Source organism: Streptomyces sp. SCUT-3, from assembly GCF_014083985.1.
GTDB lineage: Bacteria > Actinomycetota > Actinomycetes > Streptomycetales > Streptomycetaceae > Streptomyces_H > Streptomyces_H thermolineatus.
The window spans coordinates 1,214,406-1,226,525 of record NZ_CP046907.1 but is presented as its reverse complement, the minus strand read 5'-3'; the positions used below and the strand labels follow the sequence as shown (position 1 = coordinate 1,226,525).

Below are 12,120 nucleotides of genomic sequence, written 5' to 3'. Positions count from 1 at the left end.
TTCAGCCTTTCGAATCCGCGGTCGCGACCACGCGACCCAGCCCGGTGATGGTGGCGACGCACTCGACGTCGGCGGGCCACGGCTCGATGTAGCCGATGGACCCGGACAGCAGCACCTCGCCGGCGCGCAGCGGCTCGCCCGTACGGATCGCGGTCCCGGCCAGCCAGACCACCGCGTTGACCGGGTCCCCCAGGACGTTGCTGCCGACGCCCCGGGTGATCTCGGTGCCGCCGCCCGTGATGACCATCTCCACCCCGGTCAGGTCGACCTCGCCGTACGGGTGCCGCTCCTCGCCGAGGACGACGCCGCTGCAGCCGGCGTTGTCCGCGACGGTGTCGACGATCTGCCCGACCGAGCCGTCGTAGCGGAAGTCGACGACCTCGAACGCGGGGGTCACGTAGTCGATCGCGGCCTCGACGCTTTCGCGTGAGGCCTCCAGGATGTCGCTCTTCAGCACGAACGCGACCTCGGCCTCGATGAGCAGGCGGTTGTACGCGGACAGCGGAAGGTGCGTTCCCGAGGCGTGCACCATGTCGTCGTGGACGATGCCGTAGTCGGGCTCGTCGATGCCCACGCGCTGCTGCACGAGGGGGTTGGTCAGGCCGACCTTGCGGCCCACCCGTTTCACGCCCAGCTCGCGCTCGCGGAGGGCGGCGAACTCGGCGGAGATCGCGTAGGCCGCGTCGAGGTCGCGCTCGGGGAGCCGGGGGCTCACGTACGGCACGGTGTACACGCCGCGCTTGGCCTCGAACAGCTCGCGCGCGATCCGGTTGACGGTCTCTCGGGGGACGCTCATTCCGGTCCTTTCGTCAGGCATGCTTCTCCAGGAAGGCGACAGCCGCGGCGTTGAACTCCGCGGCCCCCTCCCACTGCGGCCAGTGCGCGGCACCGCGGACCAGCAGGTACTCGCCGTCCGGGATCAGTCCGCACAGGCGCTCGCCCTCGGCCTCGTCGCCGGTCGGCTCGTTGTCGGTCCACACCATCAGGGCCGGGACCGGGACCGCCGCGAAGTCCTCGTCCGTCACCCGGTTGCGCCAGCGCCGCTCCGGCTCCCGCAGGGCGGACACGTGCGCCATGCTGAACCCGTCGCGGGCGTAGATCGCCCGGCGGACGCGCACGAGCTCGTCGGTGATGTTCCGCGGATCGTGGATCACGACCTGCAGGCGCTTCTTCACGTTGTCGAAGGTCGGCTCGCTCACCGCCTGTGCGCTCACCGACTGCGTCCTGTCCAGCTGCGGCTCCCCGACCACCCGCCCGCCCGGTGCGGACAGGATCACCGTGTGCAGGCGGTCGGGGTGCTTCGGCGCGAACTTCAGCGCGAGCCAGCCGCCGAGCGACTCGCCGGCGAGGTGCACGCGCTCCAGCGCCAGTGCGTCGAGCAGGGCGAGCAGGTGCTCCTCGTAGTCGCGGATCTCCAGGGGGTGGTCGGACAACGTGGTGTACCCGTGGCCCGGGTAGTCGTAGCCGACCACCCGGAAACCGGCTTCCACGAACGCGCGGATGTTCTGGGTCCACGCCTCGATGTGGCCGCTGGTGCCGCTGGCGAGCACGACCGTCTGTGCGTCGGGGCCCGCCCCGGCGCAGTCGAGCACCCGGGTGCGGTAGCCGCCCGCGTCCACGTACCGCAGCGTGTGCTCCAGGTCCGCGATCTCTTCCCACAGGGTCGCGAGGTGCGTCCTCTCCGCCGGGCTCATGCGGTCACCGCCGCCTGGACCGCGAAGCCGGCGCCCCACTTCTCGACCGCCCAGTAGCGGTCGACGGCGAAGCGGTACGGGCCGGCGGTCGACAGCGCCGCGTAGGCGGCGATCCAGCTGCGCATCTCGTGCGCGGCCGAGCCGCCCTCCGCCGTGAACCAGCCGTTCTCCCAGCCGTCGACCGGGCCGAGGTCGCCGGAGCGGAACACGTCGAGCACGAGCGTGTCCCACTCCTCGTTCAGCGGGTCGCTCGGCGCCCTGCCGTCGGCTATCGCCCGGATGCCCCTGACGATCGCCTGCTCGCGCTCCTGCCGCTCCTCGGGCGAGGGCGCGTACGCGACCAGGCGCTCGCGCACGGTGCCGGGGGCGCCGTCCCAGCGCGGGATCGGAGGGCTGTGGGAGATGCCGCCCGAGGCGAGGAACAGCACCTTCTCGTCCATCGCCCGGGCGGCCCGGCCGAACGCCTCGCCCATCAGGCGCACCCGCCGCATGGGGGGCAGCGGCAGGCCGATCGCGTTCACGAACACCGGCACGATCGGCTGCGTGAATCCCTTCCCGAACACGAAGTCGAGCGGCTGGACCACGCCGTGGTCGACCTTCATCCGCTCGCTGCGGCCGATGTCGATGCCCTCGTCCAGGACTGCCGCGTGGAAGGCCCGGGCGGCGTCGCCGTCGACGGGGAGCGGTCCCGCGGTGGTGCCGTAGTCACCGATGCCTTCGGCGACCGCACCGATCACCCACGGGGTGATCAGCGAGTAGAGCTGGCCGTTGAAGTGGTCGGGTCCGAACACCACGACCAGGTCGGGGTCGTACTCGGCGACGAACCCCCTGACCTCGTCGATGGCGGCATTGATCTCGGCGAACGTCTCCCCGCCCGGGTCGACGTTGCCGAAGGACGGCGCGTGGGAGAGCGCTGCGACGGCCAGCGGCATGGCGCGGTTCCCCTTTCTCACAGGGTGTGGGTGTCGGAAGTGGTGGACGGTGCCTGTGCGGACGTGCCGGCGAGCACGGGCCGAGGGCTCGGTGCGTCGGAGCGGCGCTGGACCAGGTGCAGGGTGAGGACGCAGAGGCCGGCGACGAGCATGGGCAGCGCGAAGAGGGTGAAGGCCGTCCCCATTCCCATGCCCGCGTCGAAGGCCGCGCCGCCGACGATCGGCGCCGCGATCCCGCCGAACCGGCCGACGCCGATGACCACACCGAACCCGGTCGAGCGGGCCAGCGTCGGGTACAGCCCCGGGACGATCGCGTAGAAGGCGGCGGTGCCCGAGCAGACGAAGAACGAGGCGACGAACAGCGTCCACCAGGCGGTCGGCATCCCCGGGCCGGCGATGCCGAACAGGGCCAGGGCAGCGGTGGCCAGGATCAGGAAGACCGGGGCGAGGAGGCGGACGTTGAGTTTGTTGCCGAGGAAGCCGAAGAGCACGTTGCCGAGGATGCCGCCGATGCTGAAGGCGGAGACGAGTTGCGGGGCGAGCACCGGGTTGTGGTTGGCGGACGCGACGGAGCTCGGCGCCCAGTTCGTCATGAAGTAGAAGCTGAGCATGTACGCGACGTACCCGACGATCATCAGCAGCGTGTAGAGGCCCGTCCGGCCGGTGAACACGGTGCGCAGCGAGCCCTTCGCCTTGACGCCCTTGGAGTCGGACTCCGGGAGCGCTTCGAGCGCGGGGCGGCGCATCTTCGCCAGGAGCACGTTGAGCCGCTGCAGGGAGTCCGCGCGACGGCCCTCGGAGAGCCAGGCGAGCGATTCGGGGAGCAGGGCCCACGTGGCGACCGCGGCGATCGCGCTCAGGACGAAGCCGATCCACCAGCCGAACTGCCAGCCGCGCTCGCCGAGCATCGGGCCCACGATCATGGAGCCGAGCAGCCCGCCGATGTTGATCGCGGCGGCGTAGACGGCCATCACCAGGGCGTACACGCGCTTGCCCGTGTACTCGGCGAGGATGACGCCGACCACGGCCACCAGGGAACCGACGCCGACGCCGGTGACGATGCGGCTCACGACGAGGGGCCAGGTCCCGGTCTCCTGCGTCGCGAACGGGCCGATGAACATGCCCACCGCGATCGTCGTGGTGGAGACGACCCCCATCCTGCGCCTGCCGATGCGGTCGGCGAGCGGCGCGACGATGATCGAACCCACGAGCATTCCGATCAGAGCACCGGACATCACGAGTCCGAGCTCGGCCTTGGAGACCCCGAAGCCCTCTTCGATGTACGGGGCGGAGAACGACGTGAGCGAGACGTCGTAGCCGTCGAGCACGACCAGGGTGATCGCGATGACGATGGCGCGGATCTGCAGACCGCTCATCTTCTCTTGAGGGATGTGGTCGGTGATCCTCATGGAGGTCTCCCTGTCTCGGGACAGAGCGGACCCGTGCCATCGCAGTGGCCCGCAGGGATGAGGCGGACCGCGCACCGGGTCGCGTTCCGCCGATGAAACCTAGAAGAAACGTTCTAGAATCGCCATTACGATGACCAGCGCCTGTCGTCGGTGTCAAGGGCCGGCGTGAACTTGGTGAAACCGAGGCCCGAAGAGCGGTGAGGCGGGCCGACGGCCACGGGACGGAGGCCCCGCCGGGCGTCCGGGGCCGGGTACGAGGGGGCGACCGTGGCCGATGCGGCCCACGCGTCCGCCGGCGACGACACCGGCTTCGTCCGGTACGCCGGACCGGAGGCCGACGCGCTCGAGTCCCTGGTCTCCGCTCGCCCGCAGGAGCCCCCGGAGAGCGCATGACGCCTCGCGTCCGGCACGGCGGAGCGCCGGCCGGGCCGGCCCCGCCCCGGCCGGTCCGGAGCCCGCGCCGGCTCGACCGGGCGGCGACCGGCCGGCCGACGGCGCCGCGCACCGTATCGTGTTCACCCGGCTGTGCCACGATCCGCGCACCCGGGCGTACCACGAACGCCGCACCCAGGAGGCCAGGACCCGACGTGAGAACATCCGATGCCTGAGACGACATGCCGCCCGCGAGGTCTCCGACCCTGCCGGGACGGTGTCCAGCGTCCCCTCGTCACAGGGGCGTCCGCGAAAGATGAGAGGGTCTGACGGGTGAGCGAGACACCACCGAACACCCTGCAATACCGCTTTGACGGACCGGAAGACGCACCTGTCCTGATCCTGGGGCCCGCACTCGGCACCACCTGGCACATGTGGGACCGTCAGATACCCGAGCTGTCCCGCCAGTGGCGCGTGGTCCGCTACGACCTGCCCGGCCACGCGGGGACGCCCACCGAGGCGTTCGGCAGCATCGACGACCTCGCCGACCGGGTCCTGGCCCTCCTCGACTCCCTCGGCATCGAGCGGTTCGCCTACGCCGGGGTCTCCCTCGGCGGCGCCGTCGGCACCGCCCTGGCGCTCAAGGCCCCCCACCGCCTCGGCTCCCTGGCGCTGGTCTGCTCCTCCCCGCGCTTCGGCACCCCCGACGAGTGGCGGCACCGCGCCGTCGTCGTCCGCTCCACCGGCCTGGAGCAGACCGCCGCCACGTCCCCCGAGACATGGTTCACGCCGCACTTCCGCGCCACCCAGCCGGCCATCGTCGAGTGGGCCGTGCAGATGGTGCGGGTCACCGACGCCCAGTGCTACATCGCCGCCTGCGAGGCGCTGGCCGGCCACGACGTCCGCGCCGACCTCGGCCGCATCGGCGTGCCCACCCTCGTCGTCGGCGGCGCCGAGGACACGGCCGCCCCGCCGGCCGACGCCCGCGCGCTGGTCGCCGGCATCCCCGACTCGCGGCTCGCGGTCGTCCCCGGCGCCGCCCACCTGGCCAACATCGAGCAGCCGGCCGCCGTCACCGACCTGCTCGTCACCCACTTCTCGGCGACCTGGAGCGAGCCGCGGGCCGCGGCCGCCGTCACCTTCCCCACCCCGCCGCCCGTCCCGCCGCAGCCGCACGCCGCCCCCGCCGCGGCCGGCACCGGCACCGGCGAGGTCCCCGACGTCGAGGCCACCGCTCTCGTCCCCGCGCCCGTCCCGGCGCCCGACGACCGCCTCGCCGAGGGCACCAGGGTGCGCAGGGAGGTCCTCGGCGACGCGCACGTGGACCGGGCCCTGGCCGCCGCCGACGACTTCACCGGGGACTTCCAGGACTACGTCACCCGCGCGGCCTGGGGCGAGGTGTGGACCAGGCCGGGCCTGGACCGCCGCATGCGCAGCGTCGCCACCCTCACCGCGCTCACCGCCCGCGGCCACTACGACGACATCGCCCACCACACCAGGGCCGCCCTGCGCAACGGGCTCACCCCCGACGAGATCAAGGAGGTGCTGCTGCACGCGGCCGTCTACTGCGGGGTGCCCGCGGCCGGCGCCGCGTTCGCCGTGGCCGGGCGGACCATCCGCGAGGAGCTCGGCCCCCGCCGGGAATGAGGAACCCGCCCCCGCCGGGAATGATGGACAACGCCAGGACGCCCCGACGGGAGAGAGGCGCACGCCCATGAACCTCACCACGACGAAGCTCATCAAGAAGGGCCACGCCTGCGTGGTCCTGGTCAAGGACGAGGCGACCCTGGTCGTCGACCCCGGCGGCTTCAGCGAGCCCGACGCCGCCGTGGGGGCCGACGCGATCCTGGTCACCCACGAGCACCCGGACCACTTCGACGAGGGGCGGCTGCGCACGGCGATGGAGGCCAACCCGGGCGCGGAGATCTGGACCCTGCGCAGCGTCGCCGAGCAGCTGGCCCCCGCCTTCCCCGGCCGCGTGCACACCGTCGGCCACGGCGACGCCTTCACCGCGGCCGACTTCGAGGTCGAGGTGCACGGCGAACTGCACGCCGTCATCCACCCCGACCTCCCGCGGGTCACCAACGTCGGCTACGTCGTCGACGACGGGCAGGTCTTCCACCCCGGCGACGCCCTCACCGTCCCCGGCCGCCCCGTGGAGAACCTGATGCTGCCGGTCCACGCGCCCTGGTCCAAGCTGAGCGAGGTCGTCGACTACGTGCGCGAGGTCCGCCCCGACCGCACCTTCTCCCTGCACGACGGGCTGCTCTCCGACAACGGCTTCGCGATCTACGACCGGATGCTCGGCGAGGCCGGCCCCGGCCTCGGCGGCGCCGTCCACCGCCGCCTCGTCCCCGGCGAGTCCACCGACCTGCCCGACTGAGCCCCCGGGCCGCGCCGGGCCCCCGCCGGCCGCGCGGGCGGCACCGTCACGGACGGCGGTGTCGCGGGCGGTGCCGTCGCGGACGGCGGTGTCGGTGGCGGCGGGTAGATTCGGGGCGTCCGCACCGTCCGCCGTCCCCGAGGTCCCCATGGCTCTGCGCATCGCCACCTGGAACGTCAACTCCGTCACCGCACGGCTGCCCCGGCTGGTGGCATGGCTGGAGAGGACCGGCACCGACGTGCTGTGCGTGCAGGAGCTGAAGGTGGCGGAGGCGGCCTTCCCGTACGAGGAGCTGCGCGCGCTCGGCTACGAGGCCGCGGTCAACGGCACCGGGCGGTGGAACGGCGTCGCGGTGATCTCCCGGATCGGCCTGGAGGACGTCGTGACGGGCCTGCCCGGCGGCCCCGGCTTCCCCGACGACGAGCCCGAGCCGCGCGCCGTCTCGGCGACCTGCGGCCCGGTGCGCGTGTGGTCGGTCTACGTGCCCAACGGCCGCGAGGTCGGCCACGCGCACTACGAGTACAAGCTGCGCTGGTTCGAGGCGCTGCGCGAGGCCGTCGCCGAGGACGCCGCCGGGGCCCGCCCGTTCGCCGTCCTGGGCGACTACAACGTGGCGCCCACCGACGAGGACGTGTGGGACCCGGCGGTGTTCGCCGGCTCCACGCACGTCACGCCCGCCGAGCGGGCCGCGCTGGCCGCGCTGCGCGAAACCGGCCTCACCGACGTCGTGCCGCGCCCGCTGAAGTACGACCGCCCCTACACCTACTGGGACTACCGCCAGCTGGCATTCCCCAAGAACAAGGGCATGCGCATCGACCTCGTCTACGGCAACGGGCCGTTCGCCGACGCCGTCTCCGACGCCTACGTCGACCGCGAGGAGCGCAAGGGCAAGGGCGCCTCCGACCACGCCCCGGTCGTCGTCGACATCGAGGTCTGAGCCCTGCCCGCCCCCGAATCCGCCCCCGCCCCCGTACCCGGGTCCGCGTCCGCCGCGCGGCGGCGTCCGCTGCGCGCGGACGCCCGGCGCAACCACGACGCGCTGCTGGCCGCCGCGCGGGCGGCGTTCGCCGAGCACGGGGTCGACGCGCCGCTGGACGACATCGCCCGCGCCGCCGGAGTGGGCAACGCGACGCTGTACCGGCACTTCCCGACACGACAGGCGCTGATCGAGGCCGTGCTCCACGACAGCCTGGAGGAGCTGTCGCGGCGGGCCGCGGAATCGGCCGCGGGCGAGCCCGACACCCGCGCCGCGCTCCTGGACTGGCTGCGCGCCCTGCTGGCGCACTCCACGACCTACCGGGGCCTGTCCGCGGAGCTGGTCGCCGGGACGAAGGACCCCCGGTCCGGGCTGAACGCCGCCTGCACCGCGATGCAGGAACAGGGCGCCCGGCTGCTCGAACGTGCCCGGCGGGCGGGCACGGTGCGCGCCGACATCACGGCGGACGAACTGTTCGCGCTGGTCTCCGGGGTCGGCTGGGCCGCGGACCGCGCACCCGGGGCGCAGGACCGCCTCTTCGCCGTCCTCGCCGACGGCCTGCGCCCCCCGGCCCCGGCCCCGGCCGCTCCGGGATCGCCCCCGGCCAGGACGGGTTGACGGCCGGTTCCCGCCGGAGCCGCCGTCAGGGCGGTTGCGGCAGCCGTGCGGAAGCGGTGCAGGGCCGGTGAGGGACCGTGACGGGAACGTCCGGAACCGGCCGTCGGCGGGGCGGGAGGAAGAGGCGTTCACCCCATCCGTCCGTGCTTGTGACGGGAGGTCACGCCGGTCGCCGGGCCGGCGGCGCGCGCCCGCGGAAATCCTCGGGGGGCTGGTCCCGGGGTGCCTACCGGGGCGTTTAGGCTGGGGCGGATGGACCAGGGCACGGGGCGGTCCGCCGACCGGCGGACCGGTGACAGCAGCGAAGCGGAACCGAGGGCCGCAGCCGCCGACGGGCGGCCGGCCCCCTACGCGTACCTCGGCGCGCCCGAGCCCGAGCGCACCGACCACCTCGCGGTCCTGCGGGTGTTCCGTGCCGCCGCGCCGCTCGCCGGCCTGTCGGCGTCCGAGGTCTCCGAACGCCTCGGCGGCCGCCCGGGACCGGCGGCCGTCGAGGCCCGTGCGCAGCAACTGGCCCTCTGGGGCAACCTGCTGCGCGTCCCGCAGGACACGTCCTCGCCGGACGTCCCCCGCTACCGGCTCACCGCCCTCGGCGAGCGCGTCCAGCGGGAGGCGGAGGCGGTGCTCGACGCCCCCCCCCGCCGGCCCTGCCCGCCGTGGACACCTCGCTCCTCGCCCTGGTCGCCCAGAGCCTCGCCGACCTCGCAGACCCGGCCGATCCGGACGGCCCGGACGGTTCGGCCTCCGCTTCCGGGACGGGGGGCGACGGCTCCGCCCCCGGCCGGGCGGGGCGGGCCGCGGCCGCCCTGGTCTCCCTGGGCTTCAGGGAGTTCACCGCCGCCCTGAGAGAATTCTGCGCCCGCCTGGGCGAACTGACGGCCGCCCCGCACAGCGGGGCGGGAAGGACAGAAGAGAGGGCGGACGCAGGAGTGGACGCAGGAGCCGCCGGGCTCGAGGAGGCGGCGGACCGCGCGGAGGAGGTCGCCGGGGCGCTGGAGCTCCACGTACCCGCGATGGCCGCCCTCCTCGGCGCGCCCGACGGCACCGGCGCGCCCGTCACCGGCACCCTCCCGGCGGAGCTGGGGGAATGGTGCGCCCCGGGGGGCGAGGCGGAACGCATACGGCAGGCGGTGGCCGCCGCCGCGAAGACCCTGCGGACCGCGACCGACCCAGGACTCGGCCCCGGCCCCGGCCCCGGCTCCGGCCCGGCCACCGCCGAGGAGCCCTCCCCGGAGCCGGCCCCGTCCGGGAAGGCGCCGTCCGACGAGGCCCTGCCCGGCGAGGGTCCGTCCGGCGAGCCCCTGCCCTTCGAGACCTCGCCCGGTGAGGCCCTGTCCGGGGCGTCCTCCCAGGAGGGACCCCCCTGCGGGACGGGCGCCTCCGAGGCGTCCCCGTCCGGCGCGCCCTCCCCGGAGGCGGCGTCGCGCCGCGGCGGCCTGCTCCGCCTCGCCCGGTGGTTCGACGCGGCGGACGCGGTGGACGCGCACGACCTCTTCGACGCGGCGTTCGGCCTCCACCGTGCCCGGCACCTGGGGATCGCCCTCACCTCCGGCACCGCCGTACCGGCCGGGACCAGCTGGTGGGCGGGGCCGACCGTCCGGGTCCCCGCCGCGCTGCGGGAGTGCGGGAGCCGGGCGACTCCCGGGCAGGCCCTCGCAGAACCGGTGACGGCGACGGCGGTGACGACGGCGACGGCGGAGGCCGGGGCGGCGGACGCCGCGGCGTCCCGGGCCGCGAAGGCCCTGGCGGCAGGAGCCCGCGACGCGGGGTTCCGCGGCGCGGGACACCGGGGGGCGGGACACCGGGCCGAACCGTTCGTCCCCGCCCCGGCCCGCCCCGTTCCGGCAGGTCCAGTCCCGGCAGGCACCGCCCCGTCAGGTCCCCTTCCCTTCGTGCCCGCCCCGGCGGGGCCCGTCCACGTGCCTCCCGCACACCCCGCCGCGGACGTGCGCCGTGCGGCGGCCGACGAACTGCGTTCGGCTGCGGGCAGGTTGGAAGCGGCGATGCTCTCGCCGCAGGCCGTCGAGCTGCTGCTCCAGCTGCTCTCGGCGGCCCTGGCCAACGCAGGCCCCGGCACGGCCGGTGCGGTCGCCGCCGACGCGGCCCTGGGCCTCCGGCTGCACGTCGAGTGCCGGCTGGGGACCCGTACCGTCCTCCGGAGCACCCGGGGCGACCTGCACCTGGACGACCTGGTCCTGGTCCTGGGCGCGTACGATGCCGCAGCACACCACCTGCTGCCCGAGGGCGTCCGATGACCGAGCACCACGAGTACGGCGCGGCGGACGCGCCGGCCTCCGCGGACGCCGCCGCGGACGCCGCCGCGGAGGCCGCCGCCGCGGCGGAGCGGCGAGCGGCCGCGCGGCTGCTGCTCGCCCGTCCGCTGCTGACCGCCGACGGCCCGCACGCGGACGGGTTCGCCCTCGTCCGCAAGCACGCCGGTCCGCTGGCGGACACGTTCGAGCGGTTCCTGGGCTACCGCCTGACCGTCGGGCCCTCCCACGCGCGGCTGGCCAAGTCCGGGCTCGGCCCGGGGACCGGGCGGGGGCTGGAGCGCCCTTCCGGGACGTTGTTCACCCCGCGCGCCTACGCCTTCCTGGCGCTCGCCCTCGCGGTCCTGGAGGGCTGCCCGGAGGAGGTCCTGCTCTCCCGGCTCACCGGGGAGGTCCACGCGGCTGCCGACGAGGCCGGGCTGTCCGCCGGCGAACGGGCGGAGGAGCAGGCGGAACGGCGGGCGCTGGGCGCCGCGCTGCGCCGCCTGCTGGACTGGCAGGTCCTCGTCCCGGCCGACGACGGCCCCGTCCCCGCCCCGGACCCGCTGCTGCGCGTCGACCACGACCTGGCCCGGGCGCTGGTCACCGGCCCCCTCGACTCGGCCGAGGACCCGGACGACCTGGTGCGGCGGGCTAGCGCCGCGCCCGCCCCGGCCGTCGCCGTGCGCCGCAGGCTCGTCGAGGGCCCGGCCGTCCACCTGGACGAACTCGGCCCCGGCGAGCGGGCCCTGCTGGGGGCCCGGCAGCACGAGGAGGCGCACGCCTACCGCGAGCTGTTCGGGCTGGAGACCGAGGTCCGCGCCGAGGGCGTGGCGCTCGTCGACCCGACGGGTGAACTCAGCGACCTGGAGTTCCCCGGCACCGACACCCTCGCCCAGGCGGCACTGCTGCTCGTCGAGCGGCTCGTCGACGCACTCCGCCCCACCCCGAGGAACTGGGGCCGACCGTCGGCGTGCCGGTGCCGGACGCCTTCGTCGACGGCCTGCTCGGAGACATCGCCGACGAGTACGGGGACCGGGCCGGCTGGCGGCGCGACTACCTCGCCGACCGCACCCTCTTCCGGCGCGACGTCCTCGGCCTGCTGCACCGCATGGGCCTGATGGCTCCCGCCGGCCCGCACCGGGCCTCCGCCGCCGACACCGGCGACGGCGGCCTGGCCGGCGCGCGCGGCACCGCCGTGCGGGATGGGTGCTGCTCGCGGCAGCCGCCCGCTACGCCCCCGAGCTCACCCTCCACACCGACCGCCCGCGCGGCCGGCACGCCCGCAAGGCGCCCCCGCCGACCGAGGCGCCCCGGCCCGCCGGACCCCCGGCCACCGTCCTGCCCCCGGTCACCGCCCCGCCCCCGGCCGCCGTACCGTCCGCAGCACCCGTACCGTCCGCAGTACCCGTACCGCCCGCGCCGCCCGTCGGCACCGCCCCCCACCCCGACGGCCCGCCCACGCTCCCGGGCCGGCCGTAGGAGGA

The 12,120-nt window shown here is 75.1% G+C and carries 12 protein-coding genes; 8 read left to right on the top strand and 4 right to left on the bottom strand.

Annotation, left to right across the window (positions count from 1 at the left end):
• Position 1 precedes the first annotated feature (1 nt).
• Genes GQS52_RS05335 through GQS52_RS05320 form a run of 4 tightly spaced genes read right to left on the bottom strand, consistent with a single transcriptional unit; the run spans position 2 to position 4,035 of the window.
• Positions 2–796: a fumarylacetoacetate hydrolase family protein gene (locus tag GQS52_RS05335; RefSeq protein ID WP_182311901.1), complete on the bottom strand. Its 795-nt coding sequence runs from the start codon at positions 794–796 to the stop codon at positions 2–4.
• A gap of 13 nt (positions 797–809) precedes the next feature.
• On the bottom strand, positions 810–1,694 hold the full coding sequence (locus tag GQS52_RS05330; protein WP_182311900.1) for an alpha/beta fold hydrolase: 885 nt from the start codon (positions 1,692–1,694) through the stop codon (positions 810–812).
• Positions 1,691–2,647 carry a 3-carboxyethylcatechol 2,3-dioxygenase gene (locus GQS52_RS05325; RefSeq protein WP_259370603.1) on the bottom strand — a complete coding sequence of 319 codons (957 nt, stop codon included), beginning with the start codon at positions 2,645–2,647 and terminating at the stop codon, positions 1,691–1,693. The genes GQS52_RS05330 and GQS52_RS05325 overlap by 4 nt, the downstream gene beginning before the upstream one ends.
• Entirely contained in the window at positions 2,644–4,035 is a 1,392-nt protein-coding gene (locus GQS52_RS05320) for an MFS transporter (RefSeq protein ID WP_182311899.1), read from the bottom strand. The genes GQS52_RS05325 and GQS52_RS05320 overlap by 4 nt, the downstream gene beginning before the upstream one ends.
• Before the next feature lie 267 nt (positions 4,036–4,302).
• On the opposite strand from GQS52_RS05320, the gene GQS52_RS27535 reads away from it, so the two are divergent.
• The 8 genes from GQS52_RS27535 to GQS52_RS27530 all read left to right on the top strand — a co-directional run bounded on the left by GQS52_RS27535 (position 4,303) and on the right by GQS52_RS27530 (position 12,115).
• A complete protein-coding gene (locus tag GQS52_RS27535; RefSeq protein ID WP_259370602.1) occupies positions 4,303–4,428 on the top strand; it encodes a hypothetical protein in 126 nt (41 codons plus the stop codon).
• A gap of 312 nt (positions 4,429–4,740) precedes the next feature.
• A complete protein-coding gene (locus tag GQS52_RS05315) occupies positions 4,741–6,054 on the top strand; it encodes an alpha/beta fold hydrolase (RefSeq protein WP_182311898.1) in 1,314 nt (437 codons plus the stop codon).
• Positions 6,055–6,121: 67 nt separating this feature from the next.
• Positions 6,122–6,790, top strand: coding sequence for an MBL fold metallo-hydrolase (locus GQS52_RS05310; RefSeq protein ID WP_182311897.1), 669 nt, complete (start codon positions 6,122–6,124; stop codon positions 6,788–6,790).
• Positions 6,791–6,944: 154 nt separating this feature from the next.
• Positions 6,945–7,727 carry an exodeoxyribonuclease III gene (locus tag GQS52_RS05305; protein ID WP_182316224.1) on the top strand — a complete coding sequence of 261 codons (783 nt, stop codon included), beginning with the start codon at positions 6,945–6,947 and terminating at the stop codon, positions 7,725–7,727.
• Positions 7,728–7,796: 69 nt separating this feature from the next.
• Positions 7,797–8,384 carry a TetR/AcrR family transcriptional regulator gene (locus GQS52_RS05300; RefSeq protein ID WP_182316223.1) on the top strand — a complete coding sequence of 196 codons (588 nt, stop codon included), beginning with the start codon at positions 7,797–7,799 and terminating at the stop codon, positions 8,382–8,384.
• Between the two features lie 656 nt (positions 8,385–9,040).
• Complete coding sequence (locus GQS52_RS05295) at positions 9,041–10,639, top strand: DUF2397 family protein (RefSeq protein WP_182311896.1); 1,599 nt, start codon at positions 9,041–9,043, stop codon at positions 10,637–10,639.
• Positions 10,636–11,754: a TIGR02678 family protein gene (locus GQS52_RS05290; protein ID WP_259370601.1), complete on the top strand. Its 1,119-nt coding sequence runs from the start codon at positions 10,636–10,638 to the stop codon at positions 11,752–11,754. Before GQS52_RS05295 ends, GQS52_RS05290 begins: the two co-directional genes overlap by 4 nt.
• 88 nt (positions 11,755–11,842) lie before the next feature.
• Positions 11,843–12,115: a hypothetical protein gene (locus tag GQS52_RS27530; RefSeq protein ID WP_259370600.1), complete on the top strand. Its 273-nt coding sequence runs from the start codon at positions 11,843–11,845 to the stop codon at positions 12,113–12,115.
• Positions 12,116–12,120: the final 5 nt, after the last annotated feature.